This window comes from Streptomyces sp. CC0208 (assembly GCF_003443735.1).
GTDB classification, from domain to species: Bacteria; Actinomycetota; Actinomycetes; order Streptomycetales; family Streptomycetaceae; genus Streptomyces; species Streptomyces sviceus.
Map to the genome: position 1 here is coordinate 7,130,476 of NZ_CP031969.1, position 18,213 is coordinate 7,148,688.

At 71.9% G+C, this 18,213-nt stretch carries 15 protein-coding genes and 1 tRNA gene; 8 read left to right on the forward strand and 8 right to left on the reverse strand.

Annotation, left to right across the window (positions count from 1 at the left end; genetic code table 11):
• Positions 1-66: 66 nt before the first annotated feature.
• Complete coding sequence (locus D1369_RS32755; protein ID WP_007380907.1) at positions 67-768, forward strand: FadR/GntR family transcriptional regulator; 702 nt, start codon at positions 67-69, stop codon at positions 766-768.
• Between the two features lie 17 nt (positions 769-785).
• Here the strand turns inward: D1369_RS32755 and D1369_RS32760 are convergent, their stop codons facing one another.
• The 4 genes from D1369_RS32760 to D1369_RS32775 form a co-directional block, all read right to left on the reverse strand.
• Complete coding sequence (locus D1369_RS32760) at positions 786-1,178, reverse strand: YchJ family metal-binding protein (protein WP_007380906.1); 393 nt, start codon at positions 1,176-1,178, stop codon at positions 786-788.
• Entirely contained in the window at positions 1,175-2,551 is a 1,377-nt protein-coding gene (locus D1369_RS32765) for a M1 family metallopeptidase (protein ID WP_037903154.1), read from the reverse strand. Before D1369_RS32765 ends, D1369_RS32760 begins: the two co-directional genes overlap by 4 nt.
• Before the next feature lie 77 nt (positions 2,552-2,628).
• Positions 2,629-6,495, reverse strand: coding sequence for a Pls/PosA family non-ribosomal peptide synthetase (locus tag D1369_RS32770; protein ID WP_007380904.1), 3,867 nt, complete (start codon positions 6,493-6,495; stop codon positions 2,629-2,631).
• A gap of 286 nt (positions 6,496-6,781) precedes the next feature.
• Positions 6,782-6,869 (reverse strand) — tRNA-Leu (locus D1369_RS32775).
• 197 nt (positions 6,870-7,066) lie between these two features.
• Here D1369_RS32775 and D1369_RS32780 point away from each other — a divergent pair.
• The 3 genes from D1369_RS32780 (at position 7,067) to D1369_RS32790 (ending at position 9,766) form a co-directional block, all read left to right on the forward strand.
• Positions 7,067-8,392, forward strand: coding sequence for a M20/M25/M40 family metallo-hydrolase (locus tag D1369_RS32780; RefSeq protein ID WP_007380903.1), 1,326 nt, complete (start codon positions 7,067-7,069; stop codon positions 8,390-8,392).
• Positions 8,393-8,558: 166 nt separating this feature from the next.
• Positions 8,559-8,792 (forward strand): chaplin ChpH, encoded by a 234-nt coding sequence (chpH, locus tag D1369_RS32785; RefSeq protein WP_007380902.1) that lies wholly within the window; start codon positions 8,559-8,561, stop codon positions 8,790-8,792.
• A gap of 149 nt (positions 8,793-8,941) precedes the next feature.
• Positions 8,942-9,766, forward strand: a complete 825-nt coding sequence (locus D1369_RS32790; protein ID WP_118082764.1) for a chaplin family protein — start codon at positions 8,942-8,944, stop codon at positions 9,764-9,766.
• Positions 9,767-9,827: 61 nt separating this feature from the next.
• Here D1369_RS32790 and D1369_RS32795 read toward each other — a convergent pair whose 3' ends face one another.
• Positions 9,828-10,016 (reverse strand): DUF5703 family protein, encoded by a 189-nt coding sequence (locus D1369_RS32795; protein ID WP_007380901.1) that lies wholly within the window; start codon positions 10,014-10,016, stop codon positions 9,828-9,830.
• 47 nt (positions 10,017-10,063) lie between these two features.
• Between D1369_RS32795 and D1369_RS32800 the strand changes: the two genes are divergently transcribed.
• Positions 10,064-10,744: a hypothetical protein gene (locus tag D1369_RS32800; RefSeq protein WP_037899404.1), complete on the forward strand. Its 681-nt coding sequence runs from the start codon at positions 10,064-10,066 to the stop codon at positions 10,742-10,744.
• Between the two features lie 60 nt (positions 10,745-10,804).
• On the opposite strand, the gene D1369_RS32805 is transcribed toward D1369_RS32800, so the two are convergent.
• Together D1369_RS32805 and D1369_RS32810 are read right to left on the reverse strand one after the other, a co-directional pair.
• Positions 10,805-13,084 carry a helix-hairpin-helix domain-containing protein gene (locus D1369_RS32805; RefSeq protein WP_118082765.1) on the reverse strand — a complete coding sequence of 760 codons (2,280 nt, stop codon included), beginning with the start codon at positions 13,082-13,084 and terminating at the stop codon, positions 10,805-10,807.
• Positions 13,081-14,064: an aldo/keto reductase gene (locus D1369_RS32810; protein ID WP_007380898.1), complete on the reverse strand. Its 984-nt coding sequence runs from the start codon at positions 14,062-14,064 to the stop codon at positions 13,081-13,083. Before D1369_RS32810 ends, D1369_RS32805 begins: the two co-directional genes overlap by 4 nt.
• A 174-nt stretch (positions 14,065-14,238) precedes the next feature.
• Here D1369_RS32810 and D1369_RS32815 point away from each other — a divergent pair, with 174 nt between their 5' ends.
• Both D1369_RS32815 and D1369_RS32820 read left to right on the forward strand, forming a co-directional pair.
• Positions 14,239-15,294, forward strand: coding sequence for an LLM class F420-dependent oxidoreductase (locus D1369_RS32815; RefSeq protein WP_007380897.1), 1,056 nt, complete (start codon positions 14,239-14,241; stop codon positions 15,292-15,294).
• A gap of 337 nt (positions 15,295-15,631) precedes the next feature.
• Positions 15,632-16,420, forward strand: coding sequence for a ferritin-like domain-containing protein (locus D1369_RS32820; RefSeq protein ID WP_007380896.1), 789 nt, complete (start codon positions 15,632-15,634; stop codon positions 16,418-16,420).
• A 7-nt stretch (positions 16,421-16,427) separates the two neighbouring features.
• Here the strand turns inward: D1369_RS32820 and corA are convergent, their stop codons facing one another.
• Positions 16,428-17,423, reverse strand: a complete 996-nt coding sequence (corA, locus tag D1369_RS32825; protein WP_007380895.1) for a magnesium/cobalt transporter CorA — start codon at positions 17,421-17,423, stop codon at positions 16,428-16,430.
• Positions 17,424-17,485: 62 nt separating this feature from the next.
• Here corA and D1369_RS32830 point away from each other — a divergent pair, with 62 nt between their 5' ends.
• Positions 17,486-18,172, forward strand: a complete 687-nt coding sequence (locus D1369_RS32830; RefSeq protein ID WP_037899402.1) for a histidine phosphatase family protein — start codon at positions 17,486-17,488, stop codon at positions 18,170-18,172.
• The last annotated feature ends 41 nt before the right edge of the window (positions 18,173-18,213 follow it).

Consider the following 18,213-nt stretch of genomic DNA (forward strand, 5'->3'; position numbering starts at 1 on the left):
ATTCAAGACCCTGTGATGAATAAGTCTGACTTTTTCTTGTTGTGACGTGCCCCGTACTCTGAGTGCATGAGCACATTGGGCCGGGGGCTGCACGGACGCGTACTGGAAGCCCTCGGACCCGCGATCACCGCGGGCGAGTACCCGCCGGGCAGCGTTCTGCGCACCGACGAACTCGCCCAGCGTTTCGACGTCTCACGCTCCGTGATGCGCGAGGCGGTCCGGGTCCTGGAGTCCATGCACCTGGTCGAGTCCCGCCGCCGCGTGGGCGTGACGGTCCGGCCCAAGGCCGAGTGGAACGTCTACGACCCCCAGGTCATCCGCTGGCGGCTGGCCGGCGCCGACCGTCCGCAGCAGCTGCGCTCACTGACCGTGCTGCGCTCGGCGATCGAGCCGGTGGCGGCGGGGCTCGCCGCCAAGCACGCGACCGCCGAACAGTGCGCCGAGCTCACCGAGTGCGCGCTCGGCATGGTCGCCAACTCCAAGGGCCACCGGCTGGAGGGCTACCTCCTCCACGACATCGCCTTCCACCGGGTGATCCTCAACGCTTCCGGCAACGAGATGTTCGCCCGCCTCGGTGACGTCGTCGCCGAGGTCCTCACCGGCCGCACCCGCCACGAGGTCATGTTCGAGGACCCCGACCCGGCCGCCGTCACCCTGCATGTCCGGCTCGCCGAGGCGATCCGCGCGGGCGACGCGGGCCACGCGGAGGCGCTGACCCGCGAGATCGCGGAGGGCGCCCTTCAGGAACTCGACATCCTCGCCCCGTAGTTCAGTCGGCCCGAAGTTCAGTCGAGGAACTCCCCGTCGACGTACACCCAGGCCCCGTCGACCCGCTCGAATCGGCTGCGCTCGTGCAGGGAGCCGCCCTTGAACGAGGCGCGGAACGTCACGGTCCCGGAGCCGTGGAAGGCCGAACCGTCGGTCGTGCCCAGGATCTCAAGGCCGGTCCAGCGCAGGCCCGCATCGAGGTCCAGTGAGCCGGGACGGGTCCGGGGGTGCCAGGTGCGCAGCAGGTAGTCCCGCTCCAGCCTCACGAAGGCGGCGTAGCGCGACCGCATGAGCGCTTCGGCGGTGGGCGCCGCCGAGGCACCCCGGTGGAAGCGGCCGCAGCAGTCGTCGTAGGGCTGCTGAAGACCGCAGGGGCAGCCGGGCCGTTGCCGTGCGGCACGCCGGGTCACGGCTGCACCGTGCCGGTGTTGGTCGGCGGGTGCGTCGGCCGCGCCGGGATCGCCGTCGGCAGCGCAGGCAGCGCCGCTCCGTACACCCACGCGTCGAACAGCCCGTTCAGCGGCTCGTCCGCGAACCGGTTGACGTGGGCCGTGAACGTCGAGGTGGTCACGGCCCCGCCCCGGTGCAGCCCGGCCCAGCCGCGCAGCATCCGGAAGAACGCCTCGTCGCCCATGGCGCAGCGCAGCGCGTGCACGGTGAGCCCGCCGCGTTCGTAGAGCCGGTCGTCGAACATCGACTTGCGGCCCGGGTCGGCCAGCCGCAGGTCCTGGGGGAGCGAGGACAGCAACCGGTGTGCGGCGGCGGCCAGTTGCTGGGCCGTACGACCCCCCGAGCGCTCCGACCACAGCCACTCGGCGTACTTGGCGAACCCCTCGTTCAGCCAGATGTGCCGCCAGTCCGCTATGGACACGCTGTTGCCGAACCACTGGTGCGCCAGCTCGTGCGCCACCAGCCGCTCCCAACCCCGGGCGCCGTCCACGTGGTTGGCACCGAACAGCGACAACCCCTGGGCCTCCACGGGCACATCGAGCTCCTCCTCCGTGACGACGACCGCGTACTCGTCGAACGGATACGGCCCGAACAGCTCCTGGAACAGCTCCATCATCTGCGGCTGCCGCGCGAAGTCCCGGGAGAACTCCGGCAGTAGATGCGCCGGGATGTGCCCGTGCTGCGGCACCCCGCCAGGACCCGGGTCGCCGAGCAGCACCGTCTGGTACTTGCCGATCGACAGCCCGACGAGATAGCTGGAGGTGGGCGCGGCCTGCTCGTACACCCAGGTCGTCGTGGACGCCTTGGTCGTACGGGTCAGCAGCCGCCCGCCCGCCACCACCGCGTACGCGGAGGGGGTGGTGATCGAGATCTGGTACGACGCCTTGTCCGCGGGCCGGTCGTTGCACGGATACCAGGACGGCGCCCCGATGGGCTGGCTCGCCACCAGCGCCCCGTCCTCCAGTTCCTCCCAGCCGAGCCCGCCCCACGGGCTGTGCACCGGCTTGGGATTGCCCGACCAGTGCACCTCGACCGTGAACGCGGCCCCGGACCGCACCGACTTCGCGGGCCGGACCCTGAGCTTCCCGCCCCGGTGCGTGTAATGCGCCGGCCGGCCGTCCACCCGCACCCGGCCGATCTTGAAGTCGGACAGGTTGAGCATGAACTCGGCGAGCGGTGAACGCCCCGCTATGGCGTTGATCCGGGCACTCCCGGCCAGCCGGTTCGGGGCGGGGCGGTAGTCCAGCGCGAGCTCGTAGCGGTGCACCCGGTACCGGGCGTCACCGTGGTCCGGGAAGTACGGGTCCGAACCCGCCGCCTGCTGAACTGCCACTGCCGCTTCCGCTCCCTGCGCCGCGCTGCCACTCGGATCCGCCGGTACACCGCCCATCGACTCCGAGTGGCCCGCGTTCAGGGCCGCCATGCCTCGATCGGGTTGCCGAGCCAGCGGGTGTCGTCCGGGACGGACTCCGCGGCCATGACGAGCGACGCGGGGCCCAGCGTGGTGCGGGCCCCGATCGTGCTGCCGGGCAGCACGATCCCGCCAGGGCCCAGCGTGGCGCCCTCACGGAGCACCACAGTATCCGTCCGCAAGATCCGGTCGTGGAAGAGGTGGGTCTGGAGCACACAGCCGCGGTTCACGGTCGCCGCGTCCCCCAGCGTCACCAGGTCGGTCTCCGGCAGCCAGTAGCTCTCCACCCAGACGCCTCTGCCGATCTTCGCGCCGAGCCCGCGCAGCCACGCCGTCATCACCGGCGTACCGGGCACGGCACCCGCCAGCCACGGCACCGCCAGCACCTCGACGAAGGTATCCGCGAGCTCGTTGCGCCACACGAAGCCGCTCCACAGCGGGTGCTCCCCACTGCGGTGCCGCCCCACGAGCGCCCACTTGGCGGCCATCGACACCAGCCCGGCCACCGAACCGGCCGCGAGCAGCACGACCCCGGCCAGCGGCCAGGCCCACGGCCCCAGCACGCTCAGGGCGGCGATCGTCAGCACGACCAGCCCGGCCGAGCAGAACACGGGCACGATCCGGCACAGCTCCACAAGACCGCGCGCCCACAGCAGCCCCGCCGAGGGCTCGTACGTCCGGCTCTGGTCGTTGTCGGCCGCGCTGCGCGGCAGCTTCACCGGCGGCAGCCCCAGGTACGACGTGTCCTTCTTCGCCTTCTTCGGCGTCGCCGACAGCACCCCGACAAGACCGCCGTCCGGCACGGTCCGCCCCGGCGCGGTCATCCCCGAGTTCCCGAGGAACGCCCGCCGCCCGATCTCGGCGCGCCCGATCCTGACCCAGCCGCCACCCAGCTCGTAGGGCGCGGTCAGCGTGTCGTCGGCGAGGAACGCGCCCTCACCGACCGTCGTCAGGCTCGGCAGCGCCAGCACCGTCGACACCTCGGCGCCCCGCCCGATCCGCATCCCGAGCAGCCGCAGCCACACCGGCGTGACCAGCCCGGCGTACAACGGGAACAGCGTCTCGCGCGAGCGGTCCATCAGCTGCGTGACGGTCCACGCCTGCCACCCGACCCGGCTGTGCGTCGGATACGTCCCCTCGCGCAGCCCCAGGCTCAGCAGCCGTACGGCGACCAGGAGCAGCAGCGCGTAGGCCAGCCCGAAGGCGAGCGTGGCCGGGACGAGGGCGAGGAAGGCACCCTGCAGGGGCGCGAACGCGGCGAGGAACGGCCGGGCGGCCAGGAAGGCCGCGCCGCCCGCCAGCACCGGGAGCGTGCTCATGGAGAAGCCGGTCAGGCCGTACATCACCCGCCAGTACGTCCCCCGCGCCGGCCGCTCCTTGGGCCAGTTCCGCTTGGCCTTGCCGAGCTTGACCGCGGGCGCGCCCGCCCAGCGCTGACCGGTCGGGATCTGCCCGGTGACCGCCGAACCCGGCGCCACCTCGGCCCGCTTGCCGACCCGGGCGCCCGGGAACAGGATGCTGCGCGTGCCGACGACGGCGTGTCCGCCCACCTTGACCTGGCCGATCTCCAGCCGGTCGCCGTCCAGCCACCAGCCGGACAGGTCCACCTCGGACTCCACGGCGGCGCCCCGGCCCAGCTTGAGCATGCCGGTGACCGGCGGCAGCGAGTGCAGATCCACGTCCGGACCGATCTTGGCGCCGAGCGCACGCGCGTACCGCTCCAGCCAGGAGCCGGTCAGCGAGGTCGCCCCGGTGAACTCGGCGAGCCGTTCGGCGGTCCACAGCCGCAGGTGGACGCTGCCACCGCGCTGGTAGCGGCCTGGTTGGACGCCTCGCAGCAGCAGCCGAGCCCCGCCCGCGGCGATCGCGAGGCGTCCGGGCGGGCTGTACAGCAGCAGGGCACCGGCTCCGACCAGCCACCAGGAGGCGGACGGCAGCCAGCCGTAGGAAGGCAGGAGGTTCCCGATGGCAGCCAGCGGCACCAGCCAGCGCAGCCCCATCAGCGTGAACAGGGGGACCAGGACGAGGAGTTGGATCACCTGAGCCCTGACCGGCACCGGCGCGATGACCCGCGCCGCCCCGTCGTCCTGCGCGGACTTCTCCAGGTGCCGGGCCAGCTTGCGCAGCGTGGGCTGCTGGTAGATGTCGAGGACGGCCGCGCTCGGGTAGCGGGTGCGCAGCCGGGTGGTCAACTGGGCGGCGGCCAGGCTGCTGCCGCCGATCGCGAAGAAGTCGTCGCGAGCACTGGAGACCGGGATGCCGAGGACTTCCGCCCACTGCTCGGCGAGCCAGGCCTCGGTGCCGTACAACTCCTCCGCGGGGCCGCCGGTTTCGAGCCCCTCCAGCGGCCACGGCAGCGCGTTGCGGTCCACCTTGCCGGAGGTCCGCGTCGGCAGGTCGTCGACGGGGGCGAGCAACGGCACCAGCGCGGCGGGCAGTTCGGCCCGCAGCCTGTCCACGGCCGCCGCATGGTCCCAGCCGTCCTGTGTGACCACGTACCCGACGAGGAGCTGGTTGCCACTGCGGGCCGTGCGCACGGCGGCGGCCGCTCCCGCGACCCCCGGCAACGCCTGGAGTGCCGCGTCGACCTCACCGAGCTCGATCCGCCGGCCACCGAGCTTGATCTGCTCGTCGGCCCGCCCGAGGAAGACCAGCCCCTCGGGTTCCGCCTTCACGAGGTCACCGCTGCGGTACGCCCGCTCCCAGCCCAGCGACTTCAGCGGCGCGTACTTCTCCGCGTCCTTCTCGGCGTCCAGGTACCGGGCGAGTCCGACCCCGCCGATCACCAGCTGTCCGCTCGCGCCCATCGGCACGGGATCCCCGGCCTCGTCGACGACGGCCAGCTCCCAGCCGTTCAGCGGCAGCCCGATCCGGATCGGCTCCTCGCCGCTCATCAGCGACGCACAGGCCACCACGGTCGCCTCGGTGGGCCCGTAGGTGTTCCACACCTCACGCCCCTCCGTCACCAACCGCTGCGCCAGCTCGGGCGGACAGGCCTCACCGCCGAAGATCAGCAGCCGTACGTCGTTGAGGGTCTCGGGCTCCCACAGCGCGGCCAGCGTCGGCACCGTGGAGACCACGGTGATCTCCTGCTCGACCAGCCACGGCCCGAGATCGGCCCCGCTGCGGACCTGCGAACGCGGCACCGGCACCAGACAGGCCCCGTACCGCCACGCCAGCCACATCTCCTCGCAGGACGCGTCGAAGGCGACCGACAGCCCCGCCATGACCCTGTCACCGGGGCCGATGGGGTCCTCGGTGAGGAACAGCGCGGCCTCGGCGTCCACGAACGCGGCGGCGCTGCGGTGCGAGACCGCCACGCCCTTGGGCTTGCCGGTCGAGCCGGAGGTGAAGATGATCCACGCGTCGTGCTCGATGCCGGGCCGGGCGGCGGGGACCTCGGCACGCCCGTTGACGGTCAGCTCGTGCCCGGCGCCGAGCACGGCCCGCACCTCGGCCTCCCCGAACACCAGCTCGGCCCGCTCATCGGGGTCCTCGGCGTCGACGGGAACGTAGGCGGCACCGGCGGCGAGCACGGCGAGGATCGCGACGTAGAGGTCATTGGTACCGGACGGCACCCGGACGCCCACCCGGTCGCCGAGCCCGACCCCGGCCTCGGCGAGCCGCAGCCGCAGCCGCTCGACCTCGACGGCCAGGGCACGGTAGGTGAGCCGGGCCGTCCCGTCGTCCAGGGCGAGCTCGTCGGGGTAGGACCGCACGGACGCGTCGAACACGTCGACGAGGGTGCGCGGGGAGGCCGCGGGACCCCCGGAGAAACGGGCGGTGTCACCGAACTGCGCGCGGATCTCTGCGCTGAACTCTTCGTTGAGCAGGCCGAGAGCGCTGCTCTCGTCTATGGCTGCCATCGGTCCTCGCGTCTCGATCCCGGGCCTCCGGGGCGCTGGCGGGCCCGCAGGTCTGCCTGGGGTTGTCCGGCTCCAGCTCGTAACAAGCCGGAAATTTTAGTACGACGCTAGGTTCGAACCATCGGGACAGCGACTCGGCAAGGCCGTTCGGGGGGGCGCAGTCGAGCTGCCGCACGCCTGTGACCTGGTGATCTTTACAGTGAGCGAGAGATGCCCCACATACGGCGAAGAAGGAGTCCTGCACGACAAATCCCCCCAGCCGCCAGAGCGGCCGAGGGGATTCGGCTGGTGTCCGAGGGGGGACTTGAACCCCCACGCCCGATAAAGGGCACTAGCACCTCAAGCTAGCGCGTCTGCCATTCCGCCACCCGGACAAGGTGTCTGTCGTGCGGGGTTTCCCTCGCGGCGACGAAGGAAACATTACCAGGCTTTCGAGAGGGCCCGATCACCCCCCGTCCCCTCCCGGGGCACGCGTGAACGGCGTGTGACGGGCCGGGCCCGGCTTTGGGGCCGACCGGGTCGCGGAGAGAGGATGAGGGCAACCACCAGCAGTGACAGCGGGAGGAACAGCGTGAGCGATACGGACACGGCCAGGGGCGTCACCGGCGAGGACGAGGTCGTGGACCTCTGCCGCGAGCTGATCCGGTTCGACACCAGCAACTACGGCGACCACTCCGGCCCGGGCGAGCGCAAGGCGGCCGAGTGGGTCGCGGAGAAGCTCGCCGAGGTGGGGCTCGACCCGCAGATCTTCGAGTCGCACCCGGGCCGCGCCTCCACGGTGGCCCGGATCGCGGGCGAGGATCCGTCCCGGCCCGCCCTGCTGATCCACGGCCACCTCGACGTCGTACCGGCCAACGCGCAGGACTGGACCCACGACCCGTTCTCCGGCGAGGTCGCCGACGGGTGCGTGTGGGGGCGGGGCGCGGTCGACATGAAGGACATGGACGCGATGACCCTGGCGGTCGTCCGCGACCGGCTGCGCAGCGGCCGCAGGCCGCCCCGGGACATCGTCCTCGCGTTCCTCGCCGACGAGGAGGCGGGCGGAAAGTTCGGCGCCCGGCACCTCGTCGACCACCACCCCGACCTCTTCGAGGGCGTCACCGAGGCGATCAGCGAGGTGGGCGGCTTCTCCTTCACGGTGAACGAGCAGCGCCGGCTCTACCTGATCCAGACCGCCGAGAAGGGCATGCACTGGATGAAGCTGACCGTGGCCGGCACCGCCGGGCACGGCTCGATGATCCACCGGGACAACGCGATCACCGAACTGTCGGAGGCGGTCGCGCGGCTCGGCCGGCACAAGTTCCCGGTGCGGGTCACCAAGACCACCCGGGCCTTCCTCGACGAGCTCGGCGACGCGCTCGGCACCGAGCTGGACCCGGAGGACATGGAGGGCACGCTCGCCCGGCTCGGCGGCATCGCCAAGCTCATCGGCGCGACCCTCAGCAACACCGCCAACCCCACCCAGCTCGGCGCCGGCTACAAGGTCAACGTCATCCCGGGCGAGGCGACCGCGCACGTCGACGGGCGCTTCCTGCCCGGCTTCGAGGAGGAGTTCCTCGCCGACCTCGACAAGATCCTCGGCCCCAAGGTCAGGCGCGAGGACGTGCACTCCGACAAGGCCGTCGAGACCACCTTCGACGGTGCGCTCGTGGACGCCATGCAGTCCGCGCTGGTCGCCGAGGACCCGGCCGCCAAGGCGATCCCCTACATGCTCTCCGGCGGCACCGACGCCAAGTCCTTCGACGAGCTCGGCATCCGGGGCTTCGGTTTCGCGCCGCTCAAGCTGCCCCCGGAGCTGGACTTCGCCGGAATGTTCCACGGTGTCGACGAGCGCGTGCCCGTGGACGGGCTGAAGTTCGGCGTGCGCGTTCTCGACCGGTTCATCGACGCGAGCTGACGTGAGCTGATGTGAGCTGACGCATGTTGACGTGGTTATTCGGCCGGGCGTGCGAAATTGGCCGGGAAGAGTGAATGTGCTCATAAGCTCGTATCCCCATTACTCCCTCCTCGTTACAGGTGATGCGGTCCGCTACTTGGGGTCGCATTGCCAACAAGGAGGAACAATGATCAAGAAGGTCGTCGCCGCTGCGGCTGCCACTGGTGGCCTGGTTCTCGCGGGCGCGGGCCTTGCCGTCGCCGATGCGGGTGCGCAGGGTGCCGCTGTGGGCTCCCCGGGTGTGCTGTCCGGCAATGTCGTGCAGGTTCCCGTTCACGTCCCGGTGAACGTCTGCGGCAACACGGTCTCCGTGATCGGCCTGCTGAACCCCGCCTTCGGCAACACGTGCATCAACAAGTGACGTTGTGCCTCGCCCTTAGTTAACAGGGATGAGCCCGTCGGCCCCGGAGTGCAAGCCATGCACTCCGGGGCCGACCGGCCTTTTCGAAAAGAAACAGAACCGCGATACGGCGGAATTTCGAGACAAGGTCGAAAGCAGGGATTAGGTACATGCGACAAGTCACCCGCAAGGGCCTGATGACAGTGGCGGCCGCGACCGGCGTGATCGCCGCCGCGGGCGGAGCCGCCCACGCCGACGCGGGCGCGAGCGGATCAAGCGCGAACTCTCCCGGCGTGCTGTCGGGCAACACCGTGTCGGTGCCGGTGCACGTACCGGTGAACGCGTGCGGCAACACCGTGGACGTCGTCGGGGTCCTCAACCCCGCGATGGGCAACAGCTGCGCCAACAAGGGCGGCGGCAGCGGGGCGCCCGGCGGATACGGCGGCGGCCACAGGGGGCACGGCGGCGGTCACGGGGGCCACGGCGGTCACGGGGGTGCAGGAGGCTCCGGTTCCGGAGGCTCGCACGCCGGCGGTCACACCGGTGGCTCACCCGGCGTGGGCTCGGGCAACCACGTCGAGGCGCCGATCGACGTCCCGGTGAACGCCTGCGGCAACAGCGTCGACGTCATCGGCATCGGCAACCCCGCCATGGGCAACGACTGTGCCGGCGGCTCCGGCGGCGGGCAGCACACCCCGCCCGGATCGCCGGAACAGCCCGGCACCCCGGCGCAGCCCGGCACTCCGGGCCACCCCGGTGACCCGGTGGAGCCCGGCCACCCCGGCCACCCCGGCTCCCCGGCCACCCCGCGCGGAGCGCACGCGGGACCCGGCGGCGGCAACCACCCCGGCACCCAGACGGTCACCCAGCCGCTGGGCAGCGCGCAGCTCGCACAGACCGGCAGCGACCTGCCGATCGGGCTGGCCGTCCCGGTGGGCGCCGGGGCGCTCCTGGCGGGCGCGGTGCTCTACCGCAAGGCGAGGGCCTCGGCCTAGGGCACACCAGGTGAAACGGAGCGGGCCCCGCCACGGCGGGGCCCGCTCCGTTCGTGCTGTCTCACCACGTGGCACGCACCTGGCGGATGATCCGCCGGCGCAACCGCACCCTGCGGCTGCCGTCGCGCATGAGACTCAGTCGGTCCAACTCCCAGTGTCCGTACTCGGCATGGTCCGTCAGCAGACGTGTGGCGTCCTTGCGGGAGACCCCCCGCGGTACGTACACGTCGACAAATTCGTATTCCGGCATCGCATCTATTGTGCGGGCCGGGGCCCGCTACGGATAGCGTCTGCACTATGTCTGATGCTGTGCAGCCCACCGCTGCCGAGGTACGTGCCGCCGCCGAGGCGGTCAAGACCGCGCTCGACCGCCACCTGGCCGCGGTCGAACGGAGGTCGGGGGAGGACGACCCCGCCGTATACGAGGCCTTCAACGAACTGGCCGCGGCCGCCGAGGTGTACGACGAGCTGCTCTACGACCGTTATGACGAGGTCACCCCCTTCGAGATCCCCGGCGCGGAGGACGCCCCGCCCTACACGGGCCCCGAGGAGCCGAACGCGCTGAGCGTGCTGATCCGCCGTGACTACGCCGTGGTGGAGCCGCAGCGGTTGCTGGCGCAGGCCCAGCGGGTCGAGGCGGCCGACGAGGGGCTCGGCACGGAGGCCTCCGGCACGGTGCACGGTGCGCTGGAAGTGCTGTTCGGCGAGTTCGAGCCCGACGAGATCGCCTCCCGGCACAAGGAGTTCGGTCTTGAGGAGGGCGACTCCACGCTGTGGGTGACCGCGGCGGACGAACCGGCCGAGCCGGGGGAGTGGCTGGAGACGCCGTTCGAGCAGGTCGACGTCGAGCGGGTGGTGTGCCGGTTCGATGTCAGCGCGGTGTTCGACGACGATGACGACGACCTGGACGACGCCGACACCGACGAGGCCGACGTCGAGGGCGAGGATCTGGAACCGCTGGACGTCGATCGCCGCTGAGGCGCGGGAACGCGGCCCCGGAGAACATTTCTCCGGGGCCGCGCTCCTTTTTCGGGCGGCTCAGCCGGACGTCGGCGTCTGTGCCCCGAGGAGGACGGGCAGCCGGGTCGTCCGGGGCTTGGCCGGGATCTCGGCGACCGCCCTCGGCAGGGCCTGTTCCACGCCGTGGACCACGGACAGGTGGCGCTCCGCCCTGCCGAACGCCGTGTAGACCCAGGGCCGGCTGAGGGCCTGCGCCGCGTCCCCGGGCAGCACCACCACGGCCGCGGGCCAGCGGCCGCCCACCGCCTGGTGCGCGGTCAGGGCCCAGCCGTGCCGCACGGACTGTTCCACCCGCTCCTTCGGCACGACCACGGGCTCACCGGAGCAGGTCAGGTGCAGGCCGTCCGCGTCGGCCTTCACCACCTGGCCCGGGAGCGTACGGCCCGGTGCGGGGGAGTAGGCGACGCGGTCACCGGGGTCGAATCCGCCGAACCGGCCGGGGCCGGGGTTGAGACGCTCCTTCAGGGCCGCGTTGAGCGCGCGGGTGCCGACGGCGCCGCCGTGGCCCGGGGTGATCACCTGGGTCTCCTCGGCGGGGACCCCGATCGCCCGCGGCACCGAGTCCGCGACCAGCTGCACGGTCCGGTGCACGGCCTCGCCCGCGTCCCGCACCGGCACGATCACGACCTCCTTGCCGGGGGCCTCGACCTGGTTCAGCTCACCGATGCCGATCCCGGAGACCAGCTCGCCCAGGGGGCCGGGGTCCGGCCTGCGCGAGGCGACCTGCGGACAGATCCGCGCGGCGAGCAGATCGGCGAACACCCGCCCGGGCCCCGCCGACCACAGCACCGCCGGGTCCCCGCCCAGCACCAGCCGCGCCCCGTCCGGCAAGGACTCCACGAGCAGCGCGGCCGTCTCGACGTCCAGCTGAGGCGCGTCGAGCACGACGAGCAGGTCGAGATCGAACGCTCCGTCGGCATCCCGACCGGGCCCCTCGGCGCCGGAGAGGAGTCCGGCGACGGTGGCGACCTGCCGGTCGGGGGCGTGGGGGCCGGGTGCGTGGGTGGCGGCTTCGTCGAGCAGGGCGCCGAAGCGGTCGCGGCCCAGTGGGCTGTGCGTGGCCGCCCACGCCCGCAGCCCCAGCCCGCGCGCCGCCATCAGCAGCGCCGCCGGTTCCGTCAGGGAGGCCTCGCCGCCGGTGTGCAGGACCAGGCCGCCCGCCGCGGCCGCGCGAATCAGCTCGGCGGCCGAGCCCTCGGCCGACCCCGCGGCGCGCTCCCAGTCCGCGGCCGAACCGTCCTCCTTGGGCACGGAGTTGATCAGCCGGGCCAGTCCGTCGGCGAGGCTTTCCTCCGCGAGGGCGTACCGCTCGAGGCCGACCAGGATCCGGACCGGCCGCTCCGCCCCCTCCTCGTCGTCCTCCGGCTCCGGTGCCGCCGGGTCGAGGGCGTCCTGGAAGACCAGGGCCTCGGCCTCGGCGATCGTGCTCTGCACGGCCGCGTCGGCGTCCGGCACGCCCCGCTGGGCCAGCGCGGTCACAAGGGCCGGCATCTCCAGCACCGTGTGCCCGGCCAGCGCCGCCTGCTCCAGGAGCCAGACGGTGACCGCCCGCCCCCGCCGCTCGTCGTCCGGCGCGCACTCGGCGCCGAGCAGCGCCCGCGCGAACCCGTCGGCCTGCTCGGGCCGTACGCCCGTGACCCGCAGCAACTGCCACGGATCCGCCCGCAGCTGGTCGTCGGCTCCTTCGCCGAGGACCGCGGCCACCTGTGCCGCGAGAGCCTCCGGCGCCCCGCCCTCGGCCAGCACACGCCGTACGGCCTCCACGGCCCCCGGCGCGGGTGCGCCGACCGAACCGCCGGCGCCGAGCGCCTCCGCCGACACCGGCCGGGGCCGCACCGGCTCCTGGGCGGGGCGACGCGGTGGCTCGGGCTCGCTGAAGACGGCGGCCACGGGCTTCGCCCCGCTCTCCACCGCCCGTACGGCGGCCAGCAGATCGGCCGCCTTCCCGCTGAGCTTGGCCCCGCTCGCGACGGGCCCCTGCTTCTCGGCCTTCCGCCGGGCGATCCGCTCCCGCTCGATCCGCTGCGCCGCCAACTCGGCCTCGGCCTCGGACAACCGCGCCTTCTCCACGCTGTCCGCGTCGACGCCGGTGGAGTCACCGTCCTCGCCCGCGTCGGCCCCCGGTTCCTCGCTCACGCTTTCACCAGCGCCGCCCCCGGCCGACTCCGCCGTGCCCGCTTCACCGCCCCCCGCGCCGTCCGCCTCCTGCACCGGCGCTTCCTCCGTGCCCTCCGGCTCCGGTGCGGCGCCCCGCGTCCCCGGCTCGGTCTCCTCCGTGGGCTCCGGCTCCGTGCTCACAGCGTGCTCCAGTCGTGATCGGGATAGCGGTGCACGGGCGCCGACACATCGTCGAGCGCCCGGCAGATCTCGTCAGGAAGACTAAGGGCCTCCACTGACAATGCCGCCGTGAGCTGCTGCGCGTTGCGCGCGCCGACGATCGGCGCGGTCACTCCGGGCCGGTCACGGACCCATGCGAGGGCCACCTGGAGCGGCGTCACCGCGAGTCCGTCGGCCGCCGTGGTCACCGCCTCCACGATCTGGCTCGCGGTCTCGTCGAGGTACGGCGCGACGAACGGCGCCAGATGCTCCGAGGCACCCCGCGAGTCGGCCGGGGTGGAGTTGCGGTACTTGCCCGTCAGCACACCACGGCCCAGCGGCGAGGAGGGCAGCAGCCCGATGCCCAGATCGAGCGCGGCCGGCAGCACCTCGCGCTCCACCCCGCGCTGCAGCAGCGAGTACTCCAGCTGGGTGGCGGCCAGCCGGGTCCGCGTCCCGGGCGCAGCCAGCTGCCAGGTCCCCGCCTTGGCCAGCTGCCAGCCGCAGAAGTTGGAGACCCCGGCATAGCGGGCGCGACCGCTGCTGACGGCCATGTCGAGGGCCTGGAGCGTCTCCTCCAACGGGGTGCAGGGGTCGTAGGAGTGGATGTGCCACACGTCGACGTAGTCCGTGCCGAGCCGGGCCAGGGAGTCGTCCAGCGCGGAGAGCAGATGGCCGCGCGAGCCGTCGACGCGGACGTCCGGGTCGGGCACGCTGCCCGCCTTCGTGGAGATGACCAGGTCCCGGCGCGGGACCAGGCCTTCTATCAGGCGCCCGAGCAGATATTCGGCCTCCCCGTCGCCGTACACGTCCGCCGTGTCGACCAGCGTGCCGCCCGCCTCCCAGAAGGTTTTCAGGAGGTCCGCAGCGTCGTGCTCGTCGGTGTCCCTGCCCCAGGTGAGGGTGCCGAGTCCGATGCGGGACACGCGCAGGCCGGTACGGCCGAGATGCCTCTGCTCCATGAACGCCGAGATTACTGGCCAGAACCTGTCGCGTGGGGGCCTGTGGACAACGGATTCAGACAGGTGCGCGGTCATCGCCCCCAGGTCACGGCACCGACCGCGGCCTGCCCCGGACCGCCCGGCCGCGCTATGGTCTGCGACAAGGACGTTACTGATCGGTAAGGGGAATCGGCCATGCAGCTCGGGATCAACCTCGGCTACTGGGGCGCCGGAATGGACGCGGACAATCTCGCCGTCGCCCAGGAGGCCGACCGGCTCGGATACGCCGTCTGCTGGGCCGCCGAGGCTTACGGCTCGGACGCGGCCACCGTGCTCACCTGGGTCGCCGCCCAGACCGAGCGCATCGACGTCGGCTCGGCCATCTTCCAGATCCCGGCCCGCCAGCCGGCGATGACCGCGATGACCGCCGCCACCCTCGACTCGCTCTCCCGCGGCCGTTTCCGCCTCGGCCTCGGCGTCTCTGGCCCGCAGGTCTCCGAGGGCTGGTACGGCGTCAAGTTCGACAAGCCGCTGGCACGCACGCGTGAGTACGTCGAGATCGTCCGCAAGGCCATGTCGCGCGAGCGCCTCTCCTACGAAGGCCAGCACTGGACACTGCCCCTGCCCGGCGGCCCCGGCAAGCCGATCAAGCTGACCGTGCACCCGGAGCGCGAGCACATCCCCCTGTACATCGCCGCGATCGGCCCGAAGAACCTGGAGCAGACCGGCGAGATCGCCGACGGCGCTCTCTTGATCTTCCCCTCCGCCGAGCACCTGGAGGACACCGCGATCCGGCATCTGCGTGCCGGGCGCGAGAAGGCGGGCAAGACCCTCGACGGGTTCGACATCGCCCCGACCCTCCCGCTCGCCCTCGGCGAGGACAAGGACGTCACCACGCTCGCCGACACCTTCCGCCCCTACACCGCGCTGTACGTGGGCGGTATGGGCAGCCGCAAGCAGAACTTCTACAACCAGCTCGCCCAGCGCATGGGCTTCGAGGCGGCGGCCGCCGAGATCCAGGACAAGTACCTGGCCGGCGACAAGGACGGCGCCGCGGCGGCGATCCCGCACGACCTGATCGACAAGACGACACTGCTCGGCTCCGTGGACCGCATCGCGGACCGCATGAAGGAGTACGCGGCGGCCGGCGTCACCACCCTGACCCTGGCCCCCGCCGGCTTCACCCTCGACGAGCGCCTCGCGTCGCTCCGCGCCGGTACCGAGGCCCTGGAGCGGGCGGGTCTCGCCTAGACCTGCTCCCCCGACCTGCCCTGCGGACCGGCTCCGTGGACCGCTGCACCTCGCTTGCGCGGCCACGGAGCCGGTCCGGAACGCGCGATCACAGCCAGGGCCGTACCCCGTTCGACCGCCGGAGGCTTCCGCGGCCGTGGTGGGGGCTCGGGGGTCTTCCCCGCCACGGCCGTCACGTGATTCAACGCGCCCACGCCCGCGCGGTTACGCCCCCTGGTGACCCAGGGCATCCCCCTTTTGGCGGAGTCGTCCGACACAGCTGTTGCAGCACCCCTCCCGCCGCATTTGACTCGTTCTTTGCGGATTGCCGCGGAGTCCCGCAGAGAGGTGCCCCACGATGCTTTCGGCCAAGAGCCTGTTCCAGGAGATCCTCGACCACGACGAGTCCTTCCGGCTGTTCTGTTCCATCGCGGCCAGCGGGGAGTCGCAGGGCGGCTGGGAGAACGCCCGCATCGCCGCTCTGGTGCCGCCGGACGAACGCGAACTCGCCCCCAGGATCGCCCGGCACGGCGCCGACGAGGACAAGCACGGGCGGATCTTCAACGCCCTCATCAAGAAGCGCGGTCTCGCACCCGTCCCGGTGCCGCCGGAGACGGACTACACGATGCTCCTGGAGAAGCACGGCATCGGCCTCGCCCACGAGAAGCTCAACAGCGACGAGCCGCTGACCGTGCACGACATCGTCACCTACCTCGCCCACAGCCGGGTCACCGAACAGCGGGCCTCCGAGCAGATGGAACTGCTGCGCAAGCACTTCGCCGACCACCCCGACATCGGCCGGGCAGTACGGATGATCTCCGGCGACGAGGACAACCACCTCGCCTACTGCCACGAGGAACTGCTGCGCCTCGCCCGCGCAGGCCACGGCCGTGCCATCCAGCACACGCTCAGGCAGTGCGCGCTGGCCGAGATCCGCGTCTACCGGGACGTCAGCCTCGCGGTGATGGCCCACATGGGACGCATCCTCGGCTGGTCCCGGGCCAAGTCCGCCGTCCTCGCCGCGGGCATCCACGGCGTCTACGCCTACGAACGCGCCGCGGGCTGGCGCCGCATGGTCTCCCTGAAGCAGCCGGAGCGCCGCGACGCCCTCGGCGGGCCCGCCACCTCAGCCCCCGAGTTCGCCTGAGCGCCCGCTACAGCCACCCCCGGCGCTTGAACGTCCGGTACAGCAGCACTTCCAGCACGGCCATCAGCACGATCACCGCCGGATACGCCCACACCCAGTGCAGCTCCGGCATGTGGTCGAAGTTCATGCCGTAGATCCCCGCGATCATCGTGGGGATCGCCGCCATGGCCGCCCACGCGGAGATCTTCCGCATGTCGTCGTTCTGCCGAACGCTCATCTGCGCGAGATGCGCCGACAGCACGTCCGACACCAGCCGGTCAAGGCCCTCCACCGACTCGTTCACGCGCGCGAGGTGGTCGTTGACGTCCCGGAAGAAGGGCCGTGCCTTGTCGTTCACGAACGGCACCGTCCCGCCGTACGCCCCGACGCCCGCGAGCCGGGTCAGCGGCATCGTGAGCGGGACGGTGGCCCGGCGGAACTCCAGGACCTGCCGCTTGAAGGTGTAGATCCGCGACGCGGTGCCCCGCGAACCGCCGCCGTCCGGCGAGAACACCTCCGCCTCCAGCTCCTCCAGGTCGGTCCCCAGCTCCGTCGCCACCTCCAGGTAGTGGTCCACGACGGCGTCGGCCACCGCGTACAGCACCGCGGTGGGCCCCTTGCCGAGCAGCTTCGGTTCGTGCTCCAGGCGCTCCCGCACGGCCTTCAGCGGCGAGCCCACGCCATGACGGACCGTCACCACGAAGGCGTCGCCGAGGAAGAGCATGACCTCGCCGGCGGACACCGTGTCGCTGTCCGCCTCGTACACCACCGGCTTGAGGACCACGAACAGCGAGTCGTCGTACACCTCCAGCTTGGGCCGCTGATGCGCCTTGAGGGCGTCCTCCACCGCCAGCGGATGCAGTCCGAACTCCTTCGTGACCAGCTCGAACTCGTTCTCCGACGGCTCGTGCAGCCCGATCCAGACGAACCCGCCCGCCCGCCGCGCCTGATCCAGCGCGTCCGACAGGTCCTCGGGCCCCTCCGACCGGTGTCCCTCCCGGTAGATGGCACAGTCAACGATCACGGAGCGTGTTCTCCCCTCGCTCGAAGGACGCCGCGGTCCGGCGTACGCCTACCCTGGGCCGCATGCCCACGTTGATCCTTGTCAGGCACGGACGATCCACCGCGAACACCGAGGGGCTGCTCGCCGGGTGGACGCCCGGGGTCGCCCTGGACGAGCGCGGCTCCGCGCAGGCCGCCTCGCTGCCCGGACGGCTCGAAGGGGTACCGATCTCCGAGATCGTCGCCAGTCCCCTCCAGCGCTGCCAGGAGACGATCCAGCCGCTGCTCGACGCCCGGCCCGGTCTCCGGGCGCACAGCGAGGAGCGCATCGGGGAGTGCCACTACGGCGACTGGTCCGGGCGCAAGCTCGCCGAGCTCGGTGACGAGCCGCTCATGGAGGTCGTCCAGGCGCATCCGTCGGCGGCCGCGTTCCCCGGCGGCGAGTCCATGCGGGCGATGCAGACGCGCGCGGCGGAGGCCGTACGCGAGTGGAACGCGCGCGTGGAGCGCGACCACGGAGCCGACGCCGTCTATCTGATGTGCTCGCACGGCGACATCATCAAGTCGCTCGTCGCCGACGCACTCGGACTTCATCTCGACCTCTTCCAGAGGATCTCTGTTGAACCGTGTTCCATCACCGTCATCCGTTACACACGGCTGCGGCCGTTTCTTGTCCGCCTCGGCGACACCGGCGACTTCGCCTCCCTGGTGCCGCGCGAGGAGGCCGCGGGCGGTGACGCCCCGGTGGGGGGTGGTGCGGGCGCACCGTGATCGTCGGGCGCAGTAGGGTGAAGCGGTTCACACAAGCGCGT